The sequence below is a fragment of the Neisseria subflava genome, from assembly GCF_003044645.1.
GTDB lineage: Bacteria > Pseudomonadota > Gammaproteobacteria > Burkholderiales > Neisseriaceae > Neisseria > Neisseria subflava_B.
Map to the genome: position 1 here is coordinate 134176 of NZ_POXL01000006.1, position 26807 is coordinate 160982.

The window sequence follows — 26807 nt, forward strand, 5'->3', positions numbered from 1 at the left end:
TAACATCGACGACAACCTGCACAGAAAAGGCTTTGCAAATATGCAAGCAATAAAAGAAACGCACCCGAAACGGCGGTTTAGGTTGGATGACGATGGCTTCGTATCAAAAGGCGAACGGCGGATAATATAGATTTTATGGATAACAGTCAAGCAAAAAGGCATCAAGTGCGTTAAAATCCAACCCCTTCCCAATACTTATTCAGGCCGTCTGAAACCATGACCGACATTACCCCCTTTGCCAACCGCTTGGGCAAAAACATCAAACATCTTATGAAATGGGCCAAACGCAGCAATATCGAAGCCTGGCGCATTTACGACCGCGATATTCCCCAATTTCCCTTTGCCGTCGATGTTTACTGCGACCAAATCCACCTTCAGGAATACGATACTGGCTGGCTGATGCAGCCCGAAGAATACGAAGCATGGCTTGCCGAAGTATTGGAAGCCGTCGCTTTCGTTACCGGTTTTGCGCCCGAACAAATCCACCTCAAACGCCGCGAACGTCAAAAAGGTTTGCAGCAATACGAGAAAACCGGCAAAACCGGCGACGATTTCGTCATCACTGAAAACGGCCGCAAGTTTTGGGTCAACCTCGACAAATACCTCGATACCGGCCTTTTCCTCGACCACCGCAACACGCGCAAAAAAGTCGGCGAAACCGCAGCGGGCAAACGCTTCCTCAACCTGTTTTCCTACACAGGCAGCTTCACCGTCTATGCCGCAACCGGCGGCGCGGTATCCAGCGAAACCGTCGATTTATCCAACACTTATCTCGAGTGGGCAAAACGCAATTTCGAACTCAACGGCATCGACCCTGAACAACACAAAATCGTCCGCGCCGATGTGTTCCAATACCTGCAAAATGCCGCAGACGAAGGCAAAAAATTCGACCTGATCGTCATGGATCCGCCCAGCTTTTCCAACAGCAAAAAGATGCTCGACATCCTCGACATCCAGCGCGACCATAAAAAACTAATTGACGGCGCAATGAGCCTGCTCGCTTCAGACGGCATTCTGTATTTCTCCAACAACCTGCGCAGCTTTGTGTTGGACGATTCGGTATCGGAACAATATGCGGTCAAAGACATTTCCAAACAGTCCGTTCCCGACGATTTCCGCAACAAAAAAATCCATCAATGCTGGGAAATCAAGCATAAATAAGCATCAGGCCGTCTGAAAACCAGTTTTCAGACGGCCTGATTGCCATATTGAATCTCTCAACCAATAGGCGCATAATTCAAGAGATTGTTGACAATATCAAAAGGAAAAGAACATGCAAAACTACCTGACGCCCAATTTCTCATTCGCCCCCATGATTCCGGAACGCGCGCTCGGCAGCCGGGTTTGGGATACCGAAGGACGAGAATACATTGACTTGTCAGGCGGTATTGCTGTGAACGCGCTAGGCCATTGCCATCCCGATTTAGTCGCAGCCTTGGCCGAGCAGTCGCAAAAACTCTGGCACATTTCTAATATCTACACCACCCAACCGGCACAAGAATTAGCCAAAAAACTGGTCGAAAACACCTTTGCCGATAAAGTGTTTTTCTGCAATTCCGGCGCGGAAGCCAATGAAGCCGCGCTGAAACTGGCGCGCAAATACGGCCGCGATCATTTTGGCGAACACAAAACCGAAATCATCTCCTGCCTCAACAGCTTCCACGGCCGCACCCTGTTTACCGTATCCGTCGGCGGCCAGCCCAAATACAGCAAAGACTACGCGCCGCTGCCGTCAGATATTACCCATGTTCCATTTAATGATATTGCCGCATTGGAAGCCGCCGTCGGCGACAAAACCTGCGCCGTGATTATCGAGCCGATTCAAGGCGAAAGCGGCATCCTGCCTGCCACTCAAGAATATCTGCAAGCCGCGCGCCGTTTGTGCGACAAACACGGCGCCTTGCTGATTTTGGACGAAGTGCAAACCGGCATGGGCCATACAGGCAAACTGTTTGCCTACGAGCATTACGGCGTGACACCCGATATTCTCAGCTCTGCCAAAGCCTTGGGTTGCGGTTTCCCGATTGGCGCGATACTGACCACCGATAAAATCGCCCCAACCTTCGGCCCCGGAACGCATGGCTCGACCTTTGGCGGCAATCCGATGGCGTGTGCGGTCGGCAGCCGTGCGTTTGACATCATCAATGCGCCCGAAACATTGGCACACGTTGAGCAACAAGGCCAAAAACTTCAGACGGCCTTGCGTGAAATAGGCGTAAAAACCGGCGTATTTAAAGAAGTCCGCGGCATGGGCCTGCTGCTCGGCTGCGTGTTGGCAGACAAATACGCAGGCAAGGCATCGGAAATTACCGCCGCTGCTTTGAAACACGGCCTGATGGTACTGGTTGCCGGCGCCAATGTGGTGCGCTTCGCCCCCAGCCTGCTGCTGAACGATGAAGATATGGCCGAAGGCTTGAAACGTTTTGAAGCGGCTTTGAGCGATTGGTTAGCCTGATTTTTAAAACCCAATAGCCAAATCCGCCGACAGCTTAGCGAAGGCCGTCTGAAAGACCGTTTGAGTTTTTCAGACGGCCTTTTTTCAATATTGAAAACAACATCCGCCTACATTCCCTGTCATTTGATGTTTGTTAAAAATCGTGCCGCCTCTTCGTGCTACGCTTGGCAAACAATTTGATTTTACGAAGAAAAGGAGCAGGAGATGGTATCGTTGAAAACACAAATCGCCGGTTTTTCTTTTGACAACTGCCTGATGAATGCGGCTGGTGTGTCGTGCATGACTGTTGAGGAATTGGAAGCGGTCAGACAGTCTTCGGCAGGCACTTTCATTACCAAAACTGCTACGCTTACCCCTCGTCAAGGCAACCCCGAACCGCGTTATCGGGACGTGCCTCTCGGCAGCATCAATTCGATGGGTTTGCCGAATCAAGGCATTGATTACTATCTGGATTACCTGCTTACCCTTCAAGAGTCTCAGCCGGAACGGACATTTTTCCTATCACTGGTCGGTCTGTCGCCCGGCGAAACACATATCCTGCTGGAAAAGGTGCAAAACAGTGGATTCAACGGCATTACCGAACTCAATCTTTCCTGCCCAAACGTCCCCGGCAAGCCGCAAATCGCCTATGATTTTGAAACCACCGAGCGGATTTTGAGCGAAGCCTTCAGCTACTTCGATAAACCTTTAGGCATCAAATTACCGCCATATTTCGATATCGTCCATTTCGATCAAGCGGCAGAAGTGTTCAACCGCCATCCCTTAAAATTCGTCAACTGTGTCAACTCTATCGGCAACGGCATGTATATCGAAGACGAATCCGTTGTTATCCGCCCGAAAAACGGCTTCGGCGGCATAGGCGGCCAATACATCAAACCAACTGCGCTTGCCAATGTCCACGCGTTCTATCAAAGACTGGATCCGTCTATCCAAATCATTGGAACGGGCGGCGTTTACAGCGGCCGGGATGCGTTTGAACATATCTTGTGCGGCGCAAGCATGGTGCAGATCGGCACGGCGCTACACCAGCAAGGCGTAGGTATTTTTGAACGGGTTTCCCTTGAATTAAAAGCCATCATGGCGCAAAAAGGCTACGAAAAACTGGAAGACTTCAAAGGCAAATTGAAATATCTGGCATAAGGTTTACGCTAAAAACGCCCAAGGCCGTCTGAAAATTTCAGACGGCCTTGTTGTATAATTGTTCCCCACATTACCCGTCTTCCCTCTTCAATGAAACTCAACCCCCAACAGCAAGCCGCAGTCCAATATCTTGGCGGCCCCCTGCTCGTCCTTGCCGGTGCAGGCAGCGGTAAAACCGGCGTGATTACGCAAAAAATAAAGCATTTGATTGTCAACGTCGGCTATCTGCCGCATACCGTCGCCGCGATTACCTTTACCAACAAAGCCGCTACGGAAATGCAGGAACGCGTTGCCAAAATGCTGCCCAAATCGCAAATGCGCGGGCTGACAATTTGTACCTTCCACTCTTTGGGCATGAAGATTCTGCGCGAAGAGGCGAACCATATCGGTTACAAAAAAAACTTCTCCATCCTCGATTCCACCGACAGCGCGAAAATCATCGGCGAACTTTTGGGCGGCACGGGCAAAGAAGCCATATTCAAAGCGCAGCACCAGATTTCCCTGTGGAAAAACGATTTAAAAACGCCTGAAGTTGCCGTTCAGACGGCCTCCAATGTGTGGGAACAGCAAACAGCGCGTGTCTATGCCAGCTATCAGGAAACCCTGCAAAGCTATCAGGCGGTGGACTTCGACGACTTAATCCGCCTGCCCGCCGTGCTGTTGCAGCAAAACAGCGAAGTGCGCAACAAATGGCAGCGGCGGCTGCGTTATCTGCTGGTTGACGAATGTCAAGACACCAACACCTGCCAATTTACGCTGATGAAGCTTCTGACCGGCACGGAAGGCATGTTTACCGCCGTCGGCGACGACGACCAGTCCATCTACGCATGGCGCGGCGCAAACATGGAAAACCTGCGCAAAATGCAGGAAGACTATCCGCAGATGAAAGTCATCAAACTGGAGCAAAACTACCGCTCCACCGCACGCATTCTCAAAATCGCCAACAAAGTTATTGAAAACAACCCCAAACTCTTTACCAAAAAACTTTGGTCGCAGTTCGGCGAAGGCGAAATCGTCAAAGTCGTTGCCTGCCAAAGCGAGCAGCACGAAGCCGACTGGGTTGTCAGCCAAATCGTCAAGCAAAAGCTGGTCGGCGGCGACAAAACCCAATACGCCGATTTCGCCGTGTTATACCGCGGCAACCATCAGGCACGGATTTTTGAAGAAGCCTTGCGCAGCGCACGCGTTCCCTACCAACTCTCCGGCGGACAAAGCTTTTTCGACAAAGCCGAAATCAAAGACGTGTTGTCCTATTTGCGCCTGCTTGCCAATCCCAACGACGATCCCGCCTTCCTGCGCGCCGTCACCACGCCCAAACGCGGCATCGGCGACGTCACACTGGGCAAGCTCAACACCTACGCGCACGAACACGAATGCAGCCTATATGAAGCCGCGCAAACCGAAGAAGCGCTTGCCCTATTGAACCATACCAACCACCAACACCTGCAAGCCTTCATGGATATGATTGAAAGCTACCGCGCCAAAGCCGAAACCAGCGAAGCAGGCGAGCTTATTCATAACCTGCTGAAAGAAATCGACTACGAAAACCACCTGTTGGCCAACGAAGAAGGCAAAGCAGGCGAAATCAAATGGCGCAACGTTACCGACCTGACCGGCTGGCTGGAACGCAAAGGCGAGCAGGACGGCAAAAACATCATCGAGCTTGCCCAAACCATCGCCCTGATGACGCTTTTGGAGGGTAAAAGCGAAGAAGAAATCGATGCCGTCAAACTTTCCACCCTGCACGCTTCCAAAGGTTTGGAATACCCCTACGTTTTCATTGTCGGTTGCGAAGAAGGCATCTTGCCACACAACGACAGCATCGAAGAAGACAATGTCGAAGAAGAACGCCGCCTGATGTACGTCGGCATCACCCGCGCCAAACGCCAGCTTATACTGACCCACTGCCTCAAACGTAAAAAGCAAGGCACATGGCAATTCCCCGAGCCGAGCCGTTTCATAGATGAAATGCCGCAGGAAGACATCAAAATCCTAGGCCGCAAAGGCGGCGAGCCGATTGTGAGTAAGGAAGAAGGAAAAAGCAATCTAGCAGGATTGCTGGACATGTTGGGAAACAAAAGAAAAGGATAAAGCAAGGTCGTCTGAAAGTAAGGTTTCAGACGGCCTTATTGTCAGCAAAATGTCAAAGACAACAATTAAATAATTTTTACTTTATACCTTTATGCCCATCTATTCCCATTCCTCCCGATTCTTCAAAAATAAACAAAAATAATTGAATAATCAGGTACAAAATAAAAAAAGCAGATGACACGATCGCCTCATCCCCATTCAATTTACAAGCAAAAATTGTCAACACTTGAAGTATAAATTCACAAGCAAAATTGCATTTTTCAGGTATAATAATGGATTCCCCAACTGCATTTTGTGAGCTGAATCCATGTCTGTTGTTCTGCCCTTGCGCGGTGTAACCGCCCTTTCCGATTTCCGTGTTGAAAAACTCTTCCAAAAAGCAGCCGCCCTCGGCCTGCCCGAAGTCAAATTAAGCAGCGAATTTTGGTATTTTGTCGGTAGCGAAAAAACACTTGATGCCGCGACAGTCGAAAAACTGCAAGCCTTACTGGCAGCGCAAAGCGTTGAACAAACGCCCAAAGCGCGCGAGGGCTTGCATTTATTTTTGGTAACGCCCCGTTTGGGTACCATTTCGCCTTGGGCTTCCAAAGCAACCAATATCGCCGAAAACTGCGGTTTGGAAGGCATTGAGCGTATTGAACGCGGCATGGCCGTGTGGTTGGAAGGTGCGCTTACCGACGGGCAAAAACAACAATGGGCAGCCCTGTTGCACGACCGCATGACCGAAAGCGTATTGACCGACATTGATGCTGCGGCGCAACTGTTCCACCATATCCAATCGGAAACCTTCTCCAGCGTAGATGTATTGGGCGGCGGTAAAGAGGCATTGGTCAAAGCCAATACCGAAATGGGCTTGGCGCTTTCAGCCGACGAAATCGATTATCTGGTTGAAAACTATCAGGCTTTAAACCGCAATCCGTCCGATGTTGAATTGATGATGTTCGCACAGGCAAACAGCGAACACTGCCGCCACAAAATCTTCAACGCCGATTTCATCCTCAACGGCGAAAAACAACCGAAATCCCTTTTCGGCATGATACGCGATACGCACAACGCGCATCCCGAAGGCACAGTCGTTGCCTATAAAGACAACTCGTCCGTGATTGAAGGCGCGAAAATCGAGCGTTTCTATCCGAATGCGGCGGAAAACCAAGGCTACCGTTTCCACGAAGAAGACACCCATATCATCATGAAAGTGGAAACGCACAACCACCCGACCGCCATCGCGCCGTTTGCGGGTGCGGCAACGGGTGCGGGCGGTGAAATCCGCGATGAAGGCGCGACAGGTAAAGGCTCACGTCCGAAAGCAGGCTTGACCGGCTTTACCGTCTCCAACCTGAATATTCCGGGCTTGGAGCAGCCTTGGGAACAAGCCTACGGCAAACCCGGCCATATTGCTTCTCCTCTAGACATCATGATTGAAGGCCCGATCGGCGGCGCAGCGTTCAACAACGAATTCGGCCGTCCGAACCTCTTGGGCTACTTCCGTACCTTTGAAGAAAAATTTGATGGTCAGGTCCGAGGCTACCACAAACCGATTATGATTGCCGGCGGCTTAGGCAGCATTCAGGCACAACAAACACACAAAGACGAAATCCCCGAAGGCGCATTGCTGATCCAACTGGGCGGCCCGGGCATGCTCATCGGCTTGGGCGGTGGCGCGGCTTCTTCCATGAACACCGGCACAAACGACGCATCTTTGGACTTCAACTCCGTACAACGCGGCAACCCCGAAATCGAGCGCCGCGCGCAAGAAGTCATCGACCGTTGCTGGCAGCTTGGCGACAAAAACCCGATTATCTCCATCCACGACGTCGGCGCGGGCGGCCTGTCCAACGCCTTCCCCGAACTCGTCAATGATGCCGGACGTGGCGCGGTATTCAAGCTGCGCGAAGTACCGCTGGAAGAACACGGCCTCAACCCCCTGCAAATTTGGTGTAACGAATCGCAAGAACGTTATGTGTTGTCCATTTTGGAAAAAGATTTGGAGACCTTCCGCGCCATCTGCGAACGCGAACGCTGCCCGTTTGCCGTGGTTGGTACGGCGACTGACGATGGTCATTTGAAAGTACGCGACGACTTGTTCTCCAACAATCCCGTCGATTTGCCGCTGAACGTCTTGCTCGGCAAACCGCCCAAAACCACGCGCACCGACAAAACGGTTACGCCGTCTGAAAAACCGTTTAACGCTGGCGATATCGACATTACCGAAGCCGCCTACCGCGTTCTGCGCCTGCCTACCGTAGCGGCTAAAAACTTCCTGATTACCATCGGCGACCGCAGTGTCGGCGGCATGACCCACCGCGACCAAATGGTCGGCAAATACCAAACCCCCGTAGCCGACTGCGCCGTTACCATGATGGGCTTCAATACCTATCGTGGCGAAGCGATGTCTATGGGAGAAAAACCGACTGTCGCCCTGTTTGACGCGCCTGCTTCGGGCAGAATGTGCGTCGGCGAAGCCATCACCAACATCGCGGCGGTCAACATCGGCGACATCGGCAACATCAAACTTTCCGCCAACTGGATGGCGGCGTGCGGCAACGAAGGCGAAGACGAAAAACTCTACCGCACCGTCGAAGCCGTTTCTAAAGCCTGTCAGGCATTGGATTTGAGCATTCCCGTGGGCAAAGACAGCCTGTCGATGAAAACCGTTTGGCAGGACGGCGAAGAGAAAAAATCCGTCGTTTCGCCGTTGAGCCTGATTATCTCCGCGTTCGCGCCTGTGAAAGATGTGCGCAAAACCGTTACGCCCGAATTGAAAAACGTTGAAGACAGCGTATTGCTGTTTATCGATTTGGGCTTCGGCAAAGCGCGTATGGGCGGCTCGGCGTTCGGTCAGGTCTATAACAATATGAGCGGCGAAGCACCCGATTTGGACGATACAGGTCGTCTGAAAGGCTTCTACAACGTGATTCAACAGCTTGTCGCCGAAGACAAACTCTTGGCATACCATGACCGCAGCGACGGCGGCTTGTTTGCCACATTGGTAGAAATGGCGTTTGCTGCACGGTGTGGCTTGAATGTGGATTTGACCTCGCTGGTTGCCAACCAAGCCGATGTCAACGAAGCCAGCATCCGCGCATTGTTCAATGAAGAGCTGGGCGCAGTGATTCAAATTGCCAAACAAGATGTAGCAGCCGTAGAAGCCTTGTTTAAAGAAGCTGATTTGGCACTGCATACCGTTGCCACCATTGGTTCTGACGAAAGAATCGTTATCCGCAATCAGACAGGCATCGTATTGGGACAAAACCGCGCCGACCTGCAACGCGCATGGCAGGAAACCAGCCACGCCATCCAACGCCTGCGCGACAACCCTGCCTGCGCAGACAACGAGTTTGCCCTGATTGACGACAACGAACGCAGCGCATTGTTTGCCGACGTGAAGTTTGATGTAAACGAAGACATCGCCGCGCCGTTTATCAACAGCGGTGCAAAACCCAAAATCGCCATCTTGCGCGAACAGGGCGTAAACGGACAAATCGAAATGGCCGCCGCCTTTACCCGCGCCGGATTTGATGCCTACGACGTGCATATGTCCGACCTGATGGCAGGCCGCGTCCACCTTGCCGACTTCAAAATGCTGGCGGCGTGTGGCGGCTTCAGCTACGGCGACGTACTCGGTGCAGGCGAAGGCTGGGCGAAATCGATTCTGTTCCACCCTGCTCTGCGCGACCAATTTGCCGCCTTCTTTGCCGATCCGAACACGCTGACATTGGGCGTGTGCAACGGCTGTCAAATGGTCAGCAACCTCGCCGAAATCATCCCCGGCACGGCAGGCTGGCCGAAATTCAAACGCAATTTGAGCGAACAGTTTGAAGCGCGCCTGAGCATGGTTCATGTACCGAAATCCGCGTCGCTGATTCTGAACGAAATGCAAGGCTCCAGCCTGCCCGTCGTCGTCAGCCACGGCGAAGGCCGCGCCGACTTCGCGCTTCACGGCGGCAATATTTCTGCCGATTTGGGCATTGCGCTGCAATATGTAGACGGTCAAAACCAAGTGACCCAAACTTATCCGCTCAACCCTAACGGCTCGCCTCAAGGTATTGCTGGTGTGACCAACGCCGACGGCCGCGTTACCATCATGATGCCGCATCCGGAACGCGTGTACCGCGCCGCACAAATGAGCTGGAAACCGGAAGACTGGACGGAATTGTCCGGCTGGTACCGCCTCTTTGCCGGCGCAAGAAAAGCTTTGGGTTAACCGGCAGGCTGATTTGATTCGGCTTTAAAGAAAAGGTCGTCTGAAATAGGCACATCGGACTTCGCTCCAACCTGTTTCAGACGGCCTAGATTTTTTATCCCGAACCTATATACAAAAAAACTTAATTGAATTTATAGAAAGATTTGGAGAAGCTTATGTCTGACAAAGTAATTTTTAAAAACAAGCCGAATGATGATGAATATATTAAATGGATTGAAGAAAACTCAAATGGATTTGTATTAAATATAGATCAAACTAAAGACCCTTCTAAGATTTATAAAGATTATCCCAAAATACATTTTGCTAATTGTGGCCAACTAAATAAAAGGCCGGGGCGCACAACTAAAAAATATTTCAAAGTTTGCTCAAACTCAATCGAAGAACTTGAACGATGGAGCTTGAACACATACAACAAAGAACTAACTCCATGCAGAACCTGTAAGAAAAGAGGATTATTAGTGGCATGGTACGCAGAAATAAAAAATCTTCAGGCGGCTTCTGCCCTGTCCTTAAAATCTGATATAGACGAACTCGAAGAATGTTTAGTATCTGAGACCAATTCAGCAAAACGAACCGAAATTGAGACTTTGATAAAAGCCCGTCAAGGGCAAGGCAGTTTCCGACAAAAACTACTCAAACTGTATCCAAGCTGCCCGCTGACCGGTCTAGATATCGAGCCTTTACTCATTGCCAGCCATATTAAACCTTGGAGCGTGTGCGATGATAACGAGCGTTTATGTCGCTTCAATGGTCTGATGCTCGCACCCAATATCGACAGATTATTCGATAATGGACTGATTACGTTTGATACCGACGGTACGATAAAAATCAGCCCGACAATCGATTCAGAAAATCAAAAGCGGCTTGGAATTTCTCGCGATATGAAATTAAAAATTCGACCGGAAAGCGAAAAATATTTCGAGTATCACCGCAACCATGTCTTCCAAAAAGAAGAATAGATGGGTTGAACAGTCTGTTGATTTAAGGTCGTCTGAAAACGATTTAGCGAACCACTCTATACCTGTTTTCAGACGACCTTTTTGCGTCCTTTTGCATATAAAGACCAAACCGACCACCGTCATTCCCGCGTAGGCGGGAATGACGGTGGCGAAGTGTTTTTTTGGATTCCCATTATCGGCATTCCATTAGCGTGTTCTGCAAGCAGAAGCATCATTCCGTATAATCATAATCCCCCTTAGCTCCCCATCAGCTATAATCGACATATTCAGACGGCCTTTCCCGACATTATGACTCGACAAGCCTTTATCCTCAGCGATTGCGAATTTTCCGAATGCGGAGAAAAGCCTTACGCCCTGTTGACCGCAAATCCGACGAAGGAACACCACTTCATCGCCCAAACCGAGCAGCGGCAGCATTCGCATAATCCACAGGTCAGCCCGCAAAACCAAAACGTTTATCGCTTGCCCTTGTCTATGTTCCATACTGGCGAAAAAGCCCGCCGCAAAGAACAAAACCGCACCGAAGCGATAAGCGTCAACATCATCGGCAACTTGGCGGCGAAAAACCTCTATACACTGACCTTTGTCGAAGACTCCGCCAACCAATACAATCTGGAAAGCTGGTTCAACCGTCATGAAAGCGGCTACGAAGAAGCCTGCAGTCATCTGCGTACCTTACCTGCAGGCTGTCTGAAAACACCTACGGCAAATGCCGATACCGTCAAAGTACCGGATGCCTTGTGGCGGATATTGAGGCTGAAATTCCTCGGCATTCTGCGCAATCCGCACAACCATAAAAACCTGTTTGCCCACCGCCTGCATCAAACACTTCGGGCGCGGCTGCCGGAAGTCGGTTTTGAATTTGTCCGCTTGATCAGCAAACGCGACCCCAAGCGCATCGAAGCCATTATGCAGGACTACCGTTTCACCTTTCTCGGCTATGTCGATTGGCTGGGCGGGCTTTACGGTATGTTGAGCGAAGGCGTGGCGCAGCCGTCGTTGTTTGAACGGCTTTTTTGCAACATCTTTGCCGAACCCGAAGCCGTGAAAATCGAATTGTTCCGCTATCCGGAAAACACAGGGCTGTGCCTGTTTGGCGACAGCAGTTTCTGCCTGCAAGCCTCGGCCAAGCTATTCAGCGTCGGCGTTAATATTTCGCACGATATGTTTGCCATCGTCCATCTGCAAACCGACCGTTGGCACGCGTTTAAGAATACCTTTCATCACGACGCGCCCAAACTGCAAGGTCAAGTGCGGATTATCGACGGCGACCAAACCCAAAGATTGCTGTTCAACCGACTGTGCATCCATCAAGCCCATGAAGCCGTGTTCGGCCAAAGCCCGAATATCAAAGATTATTTAGAGGCCGTCTGAAACCCCTAACCAGAAGAAAGCATATGAAAATCACGCCAATCCAAGCCCTAAACGACAACTACATCTGGATGATTCAAGAAGGCAACCATGCCGCCTGCGTCGATCCGTCCGATGCCACGCCCGTTTTGAAATTCCTCGTCCACAACCGCCTAATGCTGGCGCAAACATGGATTACCCATCCGCACCCCGACCATACCGGCGGCGCAAAAAGCCTGTTCCACGGCTTTTTAGAATCCCCAATCTATGGCGAAAGCGACATCGACGTGGCGACGCATACCGTCACCGCAGGTACGCAGTTCCCGTTTGGCGAAGGCTTGGTTACCGTTTGGGCAACCCCCGGTCATACCGACCGCCACATCAGCTATTTGCTGGAAAATTCAGACGGCCTGCACGTTTTCTGCGGCGATACCTTATTCTCAGCCGGTTGCGGCCGCGTATTTACCGGCACAATCGAGCAGCTTTACGACAGCTTCCACCGATTCAACCAGCTGCCCGAAGAAACGCTGTTTTATCCGGCGCACGAATACACCGCCTCCAATCTGCGCTTTGCCCTGCATATCGAGCCGGACAACGCCGACATTCAGACGGCCTTGGCCGCAGCCGAACACACGCCGACACTGCCTGTCAGCCTGGCGCACGAACGCAAAGTCAATCCGTTTTTCCGCGTACACCTGCCCCAAGTTCAAGCGCGCGCCGAAGAATTGAGCGGACGAAAATTAAACAGCGAACTCGAAGTCTTCGCCGCTTTGCGTGAATTGAAAAATCAATTTTAATTGGGCTTAGTCCCTAAATAATAAAGGCCGTCTGAACAATATCTGTTCAGACGGCCTTTATTATTTAGGGATTATTCCCACTCAATTGTGGCAGGCGGTTTACCGCTGACATCATAAACCACGCGGTTGATGCCTTTGACTTCGTTAATGATGCGGTTGGAAACGCGGCCAAGCAGCGAGTATGGCAGCTCTGCCCAGTGCGCAGTCATAAAGTCGCTGGTAATCACAGCACGCAAGGCTACGACGTAATCGTAAGTACGTCCGTCGCCCATTACGCCGACGGATTTCACAGGCAGGAATACGGCAAAGGCTTGGCTGGTCAGGTCGTACCAAGATGTGCCGTTTTCGTCGGTGGTGTTGCGCAATTCTTGGATGAAAATGTCGTCTGCCTGACGGAGCAAGTCGGCGTATTCTTTTTTCACTTCGCCCAAGATACGCACGCCCAAACCGGGACCGGGGAACGGATGACGGTACACCATTTCACGAGGCAGGCCCAAAGCCACACCCAATTCGCGCACTTCGTCCTTGAACAAGTCGCGCAATGGTTCAAGCAATTTGAGCTTCATGTTTTCAGGCAGGCCGCCGACGTTGTGGTGGGATTTGATGGCGTGGGCTTTTTTGGTTTTCGCGCCTGCGGATTCAATTACGTCAGGGTAAATCGTACCTTGCGCCAACCATTTGGCGTTGGTAAGTTTTTTCTCTTCTGCATCAAATACTTCGATAAATTCCGCACCGATGATTTTACGTTTTTTCTCTGGGTCGGTCACGCCGGCAAGTTTCGCTAAAAACTGCTCTTCGGCATCAACGTGAATCACGCGTACGCCCAAGTTGCGGGCAAACATGTCCATTACCATTTTGCCTTCGTTCAAACGCAACAGACCGTGGTCAACAAACACGCAGGTCAGTTGGTCGCCGATGGCACGATGAATCAACGCGGCCGCTACGGAAGAGTCCACGCCGCCGGACAAACCTAAAATCACTTCGTCGCTGCCGACTTGTTCACGGATTTTGGCAACGGCTTCTTCGATGTAGTTCGGCATGGTCCAGCTTGGTTGTGCGCCGCAAATATCCAAGACAAAGCGGTTTAACAACGCGCGGCCTTGTTTGGTGTGGGTCACTTCAGGGTGGAATTGGATGCCGTAGAATTGTTTCTCAGCGTTTTCCATCATGGCAATTGGGCAAGACGGGGTGTCGCCGATGACAGAGAAGCCGGTAGGCAGTTTGGAAACTTTATCGCCATGGCTCATCCATACGTCGAGCGTGTTTGGTGCATCATCTTGAATGCCGCGTGTCAGCTCGCTGTCGATGGTTTTAACTTGCGCATAACCGAATTCACGTTGGTTGCCCGGGCTAACTTCGCCGCCCAAGTGGTGCGCCATAAATTGCATTCCGTAGCAAATGCCCAAAACCGGAATGCCCAAATCAAAAATGCCGGTATCGGCTTGATAATCGGATTCGTAAACGGAATTAGGGCCGCCGGAGAGGATGATGCCTTTCGGATTGAAGGCTTTGATTTCTTCCAAAGGCATATCGAAAGAATGCAGTTCGCAGTAAACGTGGGATTCGCGCACGCGGCGGGCGATCAGCTGGGTAACTTGCGAGCCGAAGTCGAGAATAAGGATTTTGTCTTGGGTCATGGCGGAAACTTTGCAAAATGTAAGAAAACGGTGCGGCCGAGAGGGTAAATTTCAAATTTAAACCACAATAAAAAAGGCCGTCTGAAACGGCGGATTATACCATTGTTCAGACGGCCTTTATAGGGCAAAACCCAAATCTCTCATCTTTCTATTTTGTATGTTTCTCAGGAATCATATCGCTGCGTGAGAGCAACAGCAGGCAACCCAACACGACCATGCCGATGGCCAGCAGAGGCGAGAGGTAAATCCAGTAGCTCATGTGCAGATAAATGGCTGTACCGATATAAACCAGCATCGGGCCGGAAACAATGGACTGTTTGTTGATGCCGTCCATAATCAACACGGCAAAGCCCAAAATAATTAATGCGCCGGCAATCATGGTCGATGTCGCAGGCAAAATATCCGTAGCACGTAAAAACCAAATCGCGCCAAAGATAATCAAAAACAAAGGCAGAAAAAGTGAAGGACGGGACATAACAACGCTCCGTAAAGGTTTCAGACGGCCTGTATTATTGGGTGCGTCGGCCATGCAGGCAAGATATAAAAATGCAATCTTGTGTGTAATTATGCAAAGGTTGGCACAACAAAAAGGCCGTCTGAACCGTGGCAAACCGAAATCAAATATTTCAATTTTTCCTGTTACAGACGGCCTTTTAAAGAATCAGGCTTTGCCGGTGCTGCCGAATCCGCCTTCACCGCGCTCGCTGGCGGCAAACTCGTCCACGACTTTAAACGCGGCTTGGACAACCGGCACAATCACCATTTGCGCGATGCGCTCCATCGGCTCGATGGTAAACGCTTCTTTACCACGGTTCCACAGAGAAACCTTCAATTCGCCTTGATAATCCGAGTCAATCAAACCGACCAAATTGCCCAAAACAATACCGTGCTTATGGCCCAAACCGGAACGCGGTAACAAAACGGCTGCATACGCAGGGTTGGCCAAATGCACCGCCAAACCGGTCGGCACAAGATACACATCGCCCGGCTGCAATACAACAGCTTCATCCAGGCAGGCACGCAAGTCCAAACCGGCAGAACCGGGCGTTGCATAAGCAGGCAGGGAATCGGCCATTTTCGGATTTAAGATTTTCAGTTCGACTTCGGTTTGCATGACAGGACTCCGTATTGTTCTATATTGGAAAGGGCTATGATTATACACAAATGCCCTTGAGGCCGTCTGAAAAAACGGGGTATGATTCAGTCAAACCTAAGGAGAAAAATCATGGATCTGCACAATATCCGCGAAGATTACAGCAAACGCGAGCTATCGGAAGCCGAATGCCACGCCGACCCGATTGTCCAATTCGAGCAATGGCTGAACGAAGCCATTCACGCCGAAGTCAACGAACCGACTGCGGTCAACGTTGCCGCCGTGGGCGAAGACGGCAGGCCAAACAGCCGCATGGTGCTGCTGAAAGAAGTCAACCCCAAAGGCTTTGTTTTCTTTACCAATTACCACAGCCGCAAAGGCCGCTCCTATACGGCACACCCCTTTGCCGCCATGACTTTTTTCTGGCCGGAACTCGAACGCCAAGTGCGCGTTGAAGGACGCATTGAAAAACTCGACGCCGCCGCTTCGGACGAATATTTTGAAAGCCGCCCGTATACCAGCCGTATCGGCGCATGGGCAAGCGATCAAAGCGAAGTGATTTCCAGCAAAGCCGTTTTGGTGGCCAAAGCCGCAGCTGTCGGCGTCAAACATCCCTTACATGTCCCCCGTCCGCCGCATTGGGGCGGATACCTCGTCATCCCCGACCGCATCGAATTCTGGCAAGGCCGCCCCAGCCGCCTGCACGACCGCATCCAATACCGCCTAGTTGACGGCAACTGGATACGCGAACGCCTTTCACCATAATTTTCGGATTTTCAAACAAAAATTTACTGGTTGAGTTACAATACAGTCTTTCATCGGCAGGCCGTCTGAATCTGATTTTCAGACGGCCTTTTCCCCCAATCCAACCCCTGCCGCAACCGCCGCAGAAGAACCGCTTTTCAAGCGAGTTAGGAAAAATCATGTCCAAACAGCCTTCCAGCAAACGCCAATGGCGCGACGGCGTATCGTCTACCGCCAAAAAACCTTCCAAACCGGCCAAATCCTTTGTCAATAAAAAACGTCCAGACGACGAACGCAAAACATCAGGCAAACCTTACGGCCAAAAAGTTTCAGACGGCCCTAAAGCTCAAAATACCGCCCCAAAACAACGTGCCGCCAAAGCCAAAAAACTGGTTGTCCGCAACCCCAACCAAAAAATCATGGAGCACGCCCGCGATTTGAAAGAACGCCGCAGCGACCTTTCCCGCTTTGAACCCGAGCGCCTGCAAAAAGTCCTGGCCGCCTCCGGCGTCGGCTCACGTCGCGAAATGGAAGAATGGATCAGCAACGGCTGGGTAACGGTCAACGGCCGAGTAGCGCAACTAGGCGAAAAAGTTACGCCCGACGATCATGTTACCGTCAAAGGCAGCATCATCAAACTCAAATGGGCTGACCGCCTGCCACGCATCATCCTCTACTACAAACAAGAAGGCGAAATCGTTTCCCGCGACGACCCGCAAGGCCGCGTCAGCATTTTCGACCGCCTGCCGCAAGCAGCCAGCAGCCGCTGGGTGGCTATCGGCCGTTTGGACATCAATACCAGCGGCCTTTTGATCCTTACCACCTCAGGAGAACTTGTTCAACGCTTTGCCCACCCCAGCTTTGAAGTCGAACGCGAATACGCCGTACGCGTATTGGGCGAACTGACCACCGAACAAATGCGCATTCTGACCGAAGAAGGCGTCATGCTCGAAGACGGTTTGGCAAAAGTCGAACGCATCTACGAACAAGGCGGCGAAGGCGCAAACAAATGGTACAACGTCGTCATCAAAGAAGGCCGCAACCGCGAAGTACGCCGTATCTTTGAAAGCCAAGGCCTGACCGTCAGCCGCCTCGTCCGCGTAGGCTTCGGCCCCATCGGTCTGCCAAACCGCCTCAAACGCGGCCAGTTCTACGAACTCAATCCGGCAGAAGTTGCCAACATCATCAAATGGGCAGATATGCTGCTGCCGGGCGAACGTCGCCGGAAGAAAAGTTAATGTAAGATAAATCGGGGCTGAGACCTTTACAAAATCGTCTCAGCCCGACAAAATCTTGCCTAAGTCATAAACATAGTGGGTTAAGTTTAGACCAGTACTGCATTGCTCCGCCTTGTCCTGATTTAAACTTAACCCACTATTCACATATTAAAATTCAAAAAAAGTGACTCAGCGTCAGCGTTGAATCTCCAATACACTGCCAACAACACTTTTAACAATCAGCATGTGATATTTCCCAGGAGCTTAAATCATGCCCCGTTTCTTCCTGAAAACCGTTTCCATACTCACTTTAGCGGCTTTGACTGCGTGTTCCGGTCCTCTCGACCGATCAGACTCATCAACCGAAAATCTTCAGGGCGCACCGGACTCAGCATTGCCTGCTGCTGCCGTTGCTGAAGAAAATCTGTCTCTTACAGAAAACACTGAACGCTACCAAGAACAACCTGACCAACCGGTTAAATCCGTTGCCCAAGAGCCTGTTTCCACATTCAGCATCGATGTCGATACCGGCAGCTACGCCAACGTCCGCCGATTTCTGAACAGCGGCAAACAGCCGCCTAAAGATGCTGTACGGATTGAGGAAATCGTCAATTACTTCCCTTATAACTATCCGCTGCCTACTGACAGCCGTCCATTTGCCGTTCATACTGAAACCATTGATTCTCCATGGCAACCGGAAGCCAAGCTGATCAAAATCGGTATCCAAGCACAAGACACGGCAAAGAAAGACCTGCTGCCTGCCAACCTCGTTTTCCTTGTGGACGTATCCGGCAGTATGAATGCAGAAAACAAACTTCCGCTGGTTCAAGAAACCCTGCGCATCCTAACCCGACAACTGCGCCCGCAAGACAAAGTGACCTTGATTACCTATGCGTCAGGTGAAGATCTGGTACTCCCGCCCACATCAGGTGCAAATAAAGAAACCATCCTGAACGCCATCGACAAGCTGCGAGCAGGCGGCGCAACAGACGGCGAATCCGCACTGCAAATGGCTTATGAGCAAGCGCAAAAAGCCTTCGTACCCAACGGCATCAACCGTATCCTTTTGGCGACCGATGGCGACTTTAATGTTGGTGTATCTGATACCGAGACGCTCAAATCCATGGTTGCCGAAAAACGTAAAACCGGCGTTTCACTCAGCACGCTAGGCTTCGGTACGGACAATTACAACGAAGACATGATGGAACAAATTGCCGATGCAGGCGACGGCAATTACAGCTATATCGACAACGAAAAAGAAGCGAAAAAAGTTCTGCAGCAGCAACTGACTTCCACGCTTGCCACCGTTGCGCAAGATGTCAAAATCCAAGTCGAATTCAATCCTGCCACTGTCAAAGAATACCGCTTGGTCGGCTACACCAACCGCACTCTACGCAATGAAGACTTCAACAATGACAAAGTAGATGCGGGCGATATAGGCTCAGGCCACAGCGTGACCGCCATCTATGAAATCATTCCGGCAGGCAAAAACGGCTGGCTGAACAAATCACGCTATCAAAAAGCCCCTGCCGCTAAAGGCAGTAAAAACGAATACGCCTTTGTCAAAGTCCGCTATAAGCTGCCTGGGGAAAAAGACAGCAAGCTGATGGAACAAGCAATCCCCGTTGGCAGCAAACCGCTGGAGCAAGCCAATAAAGACACCCTGCTCGCTCTTGCCGCAGCCTCTTACGCGCAAGCCCTGCGCGGCGGCGAATACAACGGCAAACTGGGCTGGAGCGACATCGAAAAAATGGCGCAGCAAGTCCAAGGCAATGATCCATTTGAACTGAAATCGGAGTTTCTCCAATTGGTACGCATTGCCGCCGGTAGCGAAAAGAAATCAGGTCCTTTGGTTAAAGAATAAAACCTGAAAAAGGCCGTCTGAAGAACATTCAGACGGCCTTTTAATTAAACTTTTTATTTTTCCGATTTCAACACCCGTTGACGGCGGGTTTCGCTCAATACCATGCCCGCGCTGACGGAAACGTTCATACTTTCTACAGTGCCAAACATCGGAATCGATACCAGCATATCGCAATGTTCGCGCGTCAGGCGGCGCATGCCTTCGCCTTCGTTGCCCATTACCCAAGCCACACTGTCGGGCAAGTCGCAGTGGTAAAGGTCGGAGTCGCCACCCATGTCCGTGCCGACAATCCAAATGCCGTATTCTTTCAGCTCACGCAAAGTACGGGCAAGATTGGTTACGGTAATATACGGCACGGTTTCCGCCGCGCCACAGGCAACTTTGCTGACGGTCGCATTTAGGCCGGCGCTTTTGTCTTTGGGCGCAATCACGGCATGTACACCCATCGCATCGGCAGTACGCAGGCACGCGCCGAGGTTGTGCGGGTCGGTAATGCCGTCCAATACCAGCAAAAACGGCGGTTCGCTCAGGTTTTCCAACACATCTTCCAAATGAACATGGTTTTTGGAAGCATCGATAAATCCGACCACGCCCTGATGACGCGCCCCTTTGCTGATGGCATTCAGGCGGTCGGCATCGGCGAAATGCACGCGTACGTTTTCAGAGGCTGCTTTATCCAATACATCGCGGGTGCGCGCATCGGATTTGCCCTCTTGGATATAGAGTTCGGTAATCGATTTCGGGTTTTGCCACAAACGGGCATTGACGGCGTGAAAGCCATAGATGAGTCGTTGGTTTGCCATGTTTTTGCTTTATCGAAAAATTCAGACGGCCATTATAACAAGTAAGGCCGTCTGAAAATTTTTTATTTCATCAAATAACCGAGTATGCCCGAAGTACCAACGCCGATTAATACCGTCACCAACATCGAAAACCGGCTGGCCGCCAATACCGTCAAAGCAATGGCAATCAGCTCATGCGGTTTGTCCGACACAAAATAAGGCGCAATCACCGAAATCAACACGCAGCCCGGCGCAGCCTCCATAACTACTTGCGCACGACGGCTCAATGTACGGTTGCGCAATGCAAAAAAGCCGATTAATCGGGTTGAATAGGTAACAGCCAACATGCTTAAAAACAGCAGAAACGATTGCAGCGACAACAAATCCTTCATTTTTGCTCTCCCCACAAATACGCCGCCAACAAGCCCGACAACGTTCCGGCTGGAACATACCATGCGCCATCCACGGTCAAATAGGTTGCGCATGCCACAATCAGACTGACAAACCAAGGGCGTGAAGCCGCAAAGCTCTTCCACATCCCGCGCAGCAACACTAAAAACACCGCAGGAAACGCCATGCCGAAGCCCCAAGCCGCGACATCGCCGAACATCGGGCCAACTGCCGCGCCAAACGCCGCAAAACCAATCCAAGTTACATACAAAATAAAACACACGCCGGCATAAAACGGCATATTGAATGCAGGCAAACCTGCCGCCTTACGTTTTTGAATTTCAGCAAACGCCATTGCCCAGCTTTCATCACACATAAAAAACAGCGCGGGCATCGCCTTTTTCAGCGGCATATCCCTCATATACGGTGCAATCGCCGCACCCATCAGAATATGGCGCGAATTAATCATAAACGTTACCGTTGCAATCAGCAGAATCGGCAAAGGATTTGCCCACAAATTGACTGCGGCAAATTCCGAACCCCCGGCAAAGTTCATGCCCGTCATCAACAGCATTTCCAGCCAGCTCATGCCTTTCTGCCCACCCTGCATGCCCAAAATCAGCGCCCACGGCAACAAGCCGATCAGCATGGGGGAACATTCTTTGATACCGCGCAGAAATTCCGATTGAGGAGAAGCAGTGTGATTCATTTTGATTGAAACGGTTTATTAAAAAGAAGCGACGTATTATAAAGCAGGCCGTCTGAACAAGGGTATAATACGGAAAAATTAGATTTATTTACGGAAACCGATATGACCCACACCGTCCATCTGCAGTTTGAAGAAATTGACAATACCGTGTTGCAACGCCTGTGCGGCGCGCTCGACAGCAATCTCGAAGCCTTAGGCAAAGCCCTTGATATCCAAATCAGCCGCCGCTTCGAACATTTCACCTTCATAGGCGAACTGGCACACGCCGGCTGTCGTGCCTTGCTGTCGCTTGCCGAAGCCGCAGAAAAAAGCGACTTAGACGACAACGCCATCAGCCTAGCGGCCGTTGAAGCCAAAACCGCAGATGAAAAACACGAAGAAAAACACCACGACCAACAATACTATTTCCGCACCAAACGCGGCAGCATCGGCGGCCGCACCCCGCGCCAAAACGGCTATATCCGCGCCTTGCTCAACCACGATGTCGTGTTCGGCTTAGGCCCTGCCGGTACGGGCAAAACCTATCTTGCCGTTGCCGCCGCAGTCGATGCCATGGAAAAACACCAAATCGAACGCATCGTGTTGGTACGCCCCGCAGTCGAAGCCGGAGAAAAATTAGGCTTCCTGCCGGGCGATTTGGCGCAAAAAGTCGATCCCTACCTGCGACCGCTTTACGATGCACTGTATGATTTGATGGGTTTCGACCGTGTAACCAAACTGATGGAAAAAGGTTTGATTGAAATTGCGCCGCTGGCCTATATGCGCGGCCGCACCTTAAATGGCGCGTATGTCATTTTGGATGAAGCGCAAAACACCACGCCCGAACAAATGAAAATGTTCCTGACCCGTATCGGCTTTGGTGCCAAAGCAGTCATTACCGGCGACATCAGCCAAATCGACCTGCCGCGCAACATTAAATCCGGCTTGAAAGATGCACGCGAAAAACTGCGCGATGTAGAAGGCCTGTATTTCCACACCTTCACTAGCGAAGACGTCGTCCGCCATCCTTTGGTGCAAAAAATCGTCGAAGCCTATGAAGCTGCCGAAGAACAAGCTGAAAAGAAAAGCGGCGAATAATCTTTTTAAACACTCAAGGCCGTCTAAAAATCAAATTTCAGACGGCCTTTCTACATCATTCTCCCTATAATACTGCTATAATCCGAAAATCAAGTAAAACAAAGACTTCAAAAGGAAAAATATGTCCCTCAAGCCACCCGTCCGAATCGCCGTTACCGGCGCGGCAGGCCAAATCGCCTACGCCACCCTCTTCCGTATCGCCGGCGGCATCATGCTCGGACGCGACCAACCCGTTATCCTGCAGCTGCTCGACTTGCCGCAGGCACAACAGGCATTGCGCGGCGTGATTATGGAAATGCAGGATTGCGCCTTCCCGCTCCTTGCTGACATCTTCGCCACAGACGACCCCGAAGTCGCCTTCAAAGATGCCGACATCGCCCTCTTGATTGGTGCACGTCCGCGCACGCAAGGCATGGAACGTGCCGACTTGTTGCACGCCAATGGCGAAATTTTCAAAGTACAAGGCGAGGCGTTGAACAAAGTTGCCCATCGCAACGTTAAAGTCCTCGTCGTCGGCAATCCGGCCAATACCAACGCCTACATCGCCATGAAGTCCGCACCTGATATCCCGCCAGAAAACTTCACCGCCCTGATGCGCCTCGACCACCACCGTGCCGTCAGCCAAATTGCCGAAAAAATCAACCGCCCGATTACTTCCATCGAGCAAATGTGCGTCTGGGGCAACCACAGCCCGACCATGTACGCCGACTACCGCTACGCCACCAGCAACGGCGAGTCCGTCCAAGACATGATTACCGAACCCGACTGGAACACCGAAGTCTTCATGCCGAAAATCGCCGGACGCGGTGCTGCCATTATCGCCGCACGCGGTTCATCATCCGCAGCTTCCGCCGCCAATGCCGCCATCTACCATCTGCGCGACTGGTTGCTCGGCAGCAGCGGTAAATGGATAACAATGGGCGTTCCGTCAGATGGTTCTTACGGCATTCCCGAAGGTTTGATTTTCGGCTTCCCTGTCATTTGCGACGAAGGCAGCTACCGCATCGTCCAAGGCTTGGATTTGTCGGACGAATTCAGCCAAAAACGTATTGCCGCTACGCTGGCCGAATTGGAAGAAGAGCGTTCAGCCATCCAAGATCTACTCTAAAACAAAGGCCGTCTGAAAACCAAATTTCAGACGGCCTTTTCTGTGCAGCCTTATTCCGCTACATCAATGCACAAATATTTCAGTTCTAAATACTCGTCCGCACCATATTTGCTACCTTCACGTCCCAAACCGCTGCGTTTTACGCCGCCAAATGGTGCTACTTCATTACTGATTAAACCCGTATTGATGCCGACCATGCCGTATTCCAAGGCTTCTCCGACGCGCCACTGACGGGCGGTGTCGGAGGTGAAAAGGTAAGCTGCCAAACCGTATTCCGTATCGTTGGCTGCCGCGATGACTTCAGCTTCGGTTGCAAAGCGGAACACGGGGCACAACGGCCCGAAGGTTTCTTCGCGCGCCACCGCCATTTGCGCCGTAACGCCGCTTAAAACGGTCGGTTCGAAAAACGTTCCGCCCAACGCGCTACGTTTGCCGCCAGTCAGACAAACCGCGCCTTTGGAGAGCGCGTCGGTGATGTGCTGCTCGACTTTCTCCACCGCTTTTTCCTCAATCAGCGGTCCTTGGTTGACACCTTCATCTAAGCCGTTGCCCAATTTGAGCGCGGCTACTTTTTCACTTAATTTGCGGCAAAATGCGTCGTAAATGCCGGATTGAGCGTAAACGCGGTTGGTGCAGACGCAGGTCTGGCCGCTGTTGCGGAACTTGCTGGCAAGCGCGCCTTCGACGGCTTTGTCCAAATCAGCATCGTCAAACACGATAAACGGCGCGTTGCCGCCCAGTTCCAAACTAAGTTTTTTAATGTCCGCCGCGCTGTCGGCAAAAATTTTCGCGCCGACTTCAGTTGAGCCGGTAAAGCTGATTTTGCGCACAGTCGGGTTTGTAGCAAATTCATGGCTGATTTCCGAAGCACTACCACTGACAACAGGCAATAAATCCTGCGGTACGCCCGCTTCATAAGCCAAGACAGCCAACGCATATGCACTCAAAGGCGTGAGCGATGCAGGTTTAACAATCATCGCGCAGCCCACCGCCAAAGCAGGCGCGGCCTTGCGCGCAATCATCGCAGATGGGAAGTTCCACGGTGTAATCGCCGCAGTAACACCGATAGGCTGTTTCAACACAACCAGTTTTTGCGACGCTTTCACACTCGTCAGCACATCACCGTCAATCCGCCGCGCCTCTTCCGCAAACCAGCGCACAAACGAAGCCGCATAATCAATTTCACCACGCGCCTCAGTCAGACTTTTGCCCTGCTCCATCGTCATGATCCGTGCCAGGTCTTCTTTGTTTTCTTTAATCAAAAAATACCAACGCCACAACACATCGGCACGTTCCAATGCAGTTTTTGCTGCCCATAATTTTTGTGCCGCCTCTGCCTTTTGAATCAAAAGCTTCAGGCCGTCTGAATCAGTCTTACGGACAAACGCCAAAGCCTCACCTGTTGCAGGGTTATCAACTCTCATGGCATCTGGAATCGAAACAAAGGAAATATCGGGATGATTGAGCAAACGGGCAAAATCTTTCATGAGAAACGACCTTTCTAAAATCTGGAATATGTGTTCATTATCATATTCACACCATGAAAGCGCAACTTAATCGCAAAATAAGACAACAGCAAAGGCCGTCTGAATATCTTACAGACGGCCTTTTTTATTCGGTTTTATCTAATCTACACACTTATCTCAATTTAGGTGAGCGAAGATAAGAATATAATATTGATTAACAGAAGTAACGCATATAGAGCAAATATAATGATTAATCCATAATTACCTGCTTTTATTGTACTGAAGACAATGATAAAAAACAGATCCAATTCTACTAAGTGATAGACAAAATATACCAATAAAGCAAAGACGATTGTGCCAAGTATTTTTCTATTAAGCAAAAAAAGCAAAATAGAAATATTATTTAAAATAAAAAATAACTTAACGACAATTTCACTTCCCTCTATCTCACCCTGAAGTTCGGACAGCTTATACATATCTCCATTTACAATATAATCTGCAATATAGAAATTTTGCTTAAGAAGGAAAAAAGACAATATACATAGGGGCTGACGTAGATTAGCGGTTATGCTAGGCTACGAAAATGCTGATAACCAATTGTAAATTAAGCAAGAGAGTTCAAAAGAAACTACTTGAATTTTTTGTACTCCAAGTTACCGCCCGTTCCGCTGCCGATATTTTGGGCATTCAGCCCAACTCCGCTATTCTGTTCTACTGCAAAATTCGTATGGTTATCAGCCATTATCTGGCCTTGGTTGCCGATGAGGTTTTTGAGGGCCCTGTCGAGTTGGACGAAAGCTATTTCGGCGGACGGCGTAAAGGCAGACGTGGTCGCGGCGCAGCAGGAAAAGGTGGTTGTCTTTGGTATTCTGAAACGCAACGGACGGGTCTATCCCATTGTCGTAGATAATGCCAAGTCTGATACTTTGATGCCTGTTATCAAACAGAAAATCATGCCGGACAGCATTGTTTACACGGATAGCCTGAGCAGCTATGACAAGCTGGACGTAAGCGGTTTTATCCATTACCGTATCAACCATTCCAAGGAATTTGCAGACCGTCAGAACCACATTAACGGCATTGAGAATTTTTGGAATCAGGCAAAACGCGTCTTGCGCAAATACAACGGAATCGATCGCAAATCTTTCCCGCTGTTCTTGAAAGAATGCGAATTTCGGTTTAACTTCGGCACACCCTCCCGGCAGCTTAAAATTCTGCGGGATTGGTGTGGAATTTAGGGCTAATCTACGTCAGCCCCTAAATTTATGTTAATAGAGATTTTAAATATGCTCAAACGTGATAAAATGCGTTTAAATTTAAAACAAATATACGTTTATTTGCGTAATTTATTAATTATAAATTGAAAATGGAACACTCAAATGTGTATATCAGAAAGATTAAGACAGGTTTGTGAAGCTAAAAATTGGAAAATTACAGATTTTGCAGAGCAGGCAGGAATAGCTTATCGCACGATGCAAGGTTATATCGGTAGTGAACGTGAACCCAATGCAGAAGGAATGTCAGGCATTGCTAAAGCGGGAGTAAATTTAAATTGGCTCGTGAGTGGTGAAGGTGAGATGTTTCAATCTGTAATACAAAAAAATACTATTTCAGAGCAAGAAGAAAAGCTGATTGCAGACTATCGTGCTATGCCTGAAAATTTAAAGGATGCCTTTGCTATTTCTTTTAAAGAAATAGCAAAAAACAATAAATATTAATTTGAC

At 50.4% G+C, this 26807-nt stretch carries 21 protein-coding genes and 1 pseudogene; 15 read left to right on the top strand and 7 right to left on the bottom strand.

Annotation, left to right across the window (positions count from 1 at the left end):
• Nucleotides 1-216: 216 nt before the first annotated feature.
• The 8 genes from DBY97_RS08070 (at nucleotide 217) to gloB (ending at nucleotide 12996) form a co-directional block, all read left to right on the top strand.
• Complete coding sequence (locus DBY97_RS08070; RefSeq protein ID WP_107858013.1) at nucleotides 217-1161, top strand: class I SAM-dependent methyltransferase; 945 nt, start codon at nucleotides 217-219, stop codon at nucleotides 1159-1161.
• A gap of 112 nt (nucleotides 1162-1273) precedes the next feature.
• Nucleotides 1274-2455 (top strand): aspartate aminotransferase family protein, encoded by a 1182-nt coding sequence (locus DBY97_RS08075; RefSeq protein ID WP_107858014.1) that lies wholly within the window; start codon nucleotides 1274-1276, stop codon nucleotides 2453-2455.
• Between the two features lie 204 nt (nucleotides 2456-2659).
• Complete coding sequence (locus DBY97_RS08080; RefSeq protein WP_107858015.1) at nucleotides 2660-3595, top strand: dihydroorotate oxidase; 936 nt, start codon at nucleotides 2660-2662, stop codon at nucleotides 3593-3595.
• Nucleotides 3596-3685: 90 nt separating this feature from the next.
• Nucleotides 3686-5686: a DNA helicase Rep gene (gene rep, locus DBY97_RS08085; protein ID WP_107858016.1), complete on the top strand. Its 2001-nt coding sequence runs from the start codon at nucleotides 3686-3688 to the stop codon at nucleotides 5684-5686.
• A gap of 307 nt (nucleotides 5687-5993) precedes the next feature.
• The gene (purL, locus tag DBY97_RS08090; protein WP_107858017.1) at nucleotides 5994-9890 is read left to right on the top strand and encodes a phosphoribosylformylglycinamidine synthase; all 3897 of its coding nucleotides are present in this window, start codon (nucleotides 5994-5996) and stop codon (nucleotides 9888-9890) included.
• Nucleotides 9891-10045: 155 nt separating this feature from the next.
• A complete protein-coding gene (locus DBY97_RS08095; protein WP_107858018.1) occupies nucleotides 10046-10849 on the top strand; it encodes an HNH endonuclease in 804 nt (267 codons plus the stop codon).
• Between the two features lie 288 nt (nucleotides 10850-11137).
• Nucleotides 11138-12223, top strand: coding sequence for a hypothetical protein (locus tag DBY97_RS08105; protein ID WP_107858020.1), 1086 nt, complete (start codon nucleotides 11138-11140; stop codon nucleotides 12221-12223).
• A 23-nt stretch (nucleotides 12224-12246) separates the two neighbouring features.
• Nucleotides 12247-12996, top strand: coding sequence for a hydroxyacylglutathione hydrolase (gloB, locus tag DBY97_RS08110; protein ID WP_107858021.1), 750 nt, complete (start codon nucleotides 12247-12249; stop codon nucleotides 12994-12996).
• Between the two features lie 71 nt (nucleotides 12997-13067).
• Here gloB and guaA read toward each other — a convergent pair whose 3' ends face one another.
• The 3 genes from guaA to dut form a co-directional block, all read right to left on the bottom strand.
• Nucleotides 13068-14633 (bottom strand): glutamine-hydrolyzing GMP synthase, encoded by a 1566-nt coding sequence (guaA, locus tag DBY97_RS08115; RefSeq protein ID WP_107858022.1) that lies wholly within the window; start codon nucleotides 14631-14633, stop codon nucleotides 13068-13070.
• A 148-nt stretch (nucleotides 14634-14781) separates the two neighbouring features.
• Nucleotides 14782-15108, bottom strand: a complete 327-nt coding sequence (locus DBY97_RS08120; protein WP_039862324.1) for a hypothetical protein — start codon at nucleotides 15106-15108, stop codon at nucleotides 14782-14784.
• A 186-nt stretch (nucleotides 15109-15294) separates the two neighbouring features.
• Nucleotides 15295-15747, bottom strand: coding sequence for a dUTP diphosphatase (dut, locus tag DBY97_RS08125; protein WP_003680707.1), 453 nt, complete (start codon nucleotides 15745-15747; stop codon nucleotides 15295-15297).
• Nucleotides 15748-15858: 111 nt separating this feature from the next.
• On the opposite strand from dut, the gene pdxH reads away from it, so the two are divergent.
• From pdxH to DBY97_RS08140, 3 genes are all read left to right on the top strand, one after another.
• Entirely contained in the window at nucleotides 15859-16491 is a 633-nt protein-coding gene (gene pdxH, locus DBY97_RS08130) for a pyridoxamine 5'-phosphate oxidase (protein ID WP_070695626.1), read from the top strand.
• A gap of 158 nt (nucleotides 16492-16649) precedes the next feature.
• Nucleotides 16650-17708, top strand: coding sequence for a pseudouridine synthase (locus DBY97_RS08135; RefSeq protein WP_199900750.1), 1059 nt, complete (start codon nucleotides 16650-16652; stop codon nucleotides 17706-17708).
• 250 nt (nucleotides 17709-17958) lie between these two features.
• Nucleotides 17959-19551: a vWA domain-containing protein gene (locus DBY97_RS08140; RefSeq protein ID WP_107858024.1), complete on the top strand. Its 1593-nt coding sequence runs from the start codon at nucleotides 17959-17961 to the stop codon at nucleotides 19549-19551.
• 53 nt (nucleotides 19552-19604) lie between these two features.
• Here DBY97_RS08140 and rlmB read toward each other — a convergent pair whose 3' ends face one another.
• The 3 genes from rlmB to DBY97_RS08155 all read right to left on the bottom strand — a co-directional run bounded on the left by rlmB (nucleotide 19605) and on the right by DBY97_RS08155 (nucleotide 21432).
• Complete coding sequence (gene rlmB / locus DBY97_RS08145) at nucleotides 19605-20354, bottom strand: 23S rRNA (guanosine(2251)-2'-O)-methyltransferase RlmB (RefSeq protein WP_004520319.1); 750 nt, start codon at nucleotides 20352-20354, stop codon at nucleotides 19605-19607.
• 62 nt (nucleotides 20355-20416) lie between these two features.
• The gene (locus tag DBY97_RS08150; RefSeq protein WP_003680717.1) at nucleotides 20417-20725 is read right to left on the bottom strand and encodes an AzlD family protein; all 309 of its coding nucleotides are present in this window, start codon (nucleotides 20723-20725) and stop codon (nucleotides 20417-20419) included.
• Nucleotides 20722-21432, bottom strand: a complete 711-nt coding sequence (locus DBY97_RS08155; RefSeq protein ID WP_107858025.1) for an AzlC family ABC transporter permease — start codon at nucleotides 21430-21432, stop codon at nucleotides 20722-20724. The genes DBY97_RS08150 and DBY97_RS08155 overlap by 4 nt, the downstream gene beginning before the upstream one ends.
• A 102-nt stretch (nucleotides 21433-21534) precedes the next feature.
• On the opposite strand from DBY97_RS08155, the gene DBY97_RS08160 reads away from it, so the two are divergent.
• Together DBY97_RS08160 and DBY97_RS08165 are read left to right on the top strand one after the other, a co-directional pair.
• Nucleotides 21535-22509 (top strand): PhoH family protein, encoded by a 975-nt coding sequence (locus DBY97_RS08160; RefSeq protein WP_107858026.1) that lies wholly within the window; start codon nucleotides 21535-21537, stop codon nucleotides 22507-22509.
• Nucleotides 22510-22630: 121 nt separating this feature from the next.
• Nucleotides 22631-23617, top strand: coding sequence for a malate dehydrogenase (locus DBY97_RS08165; RefSeq protein ID WP_107858027.1), 987 nt, complete (start codon nucleotides 22631-22633; stop codon nucleotides 23615-23617).
• 50 nt (nucleotides 23618-23667) lie between these two features.
• Here the strand turns inward: DBY97_RS08165 and DBY97_RS08170 are convergent, their stop codons facing one another.
• Nucleotides 23668-25104 (bottom strand): NAD-dependent succinate-semialdehyde dehydrogenase, encoded by a 1437-nt coding sequence (locus DBY97_RS08170; RefSeq protein ID WP_107858028.1) that lies wholly within the window; start codon nucleotides 25102-25104, stop codon nucleotides 23668-23670.
• Between the two features lie 562 nt (nucleotides 25105-25666).
• Between DBY97_RS08170 and DBY97_RS08180 the strand changes: the two are divergent.
• Both DBY97_RS08180 and DBY97_RS08185 read left to right on the top strand, forming a co-directional pair.
• Nucleotides 25667-26321: pseudogene (locus DBY97_RS08180) on the top strand (IS1595 family transposase).
• Between the two features lie 141 nt (nucleotides 26322-26462).
• Nucleotides 26463-26801 (top strand): helix-turn-helix domain-containing protein, encoded by a 339-nt coding sequence (locus DBY97_RS08185; protein WP_107858030.1) that lies wholly within the window; start codon nucleotides 26463-26465, stop codon nucleotides 26799-26801.
• Nucleotides 26802-26807: the final 6 nt, after the last annotated feature.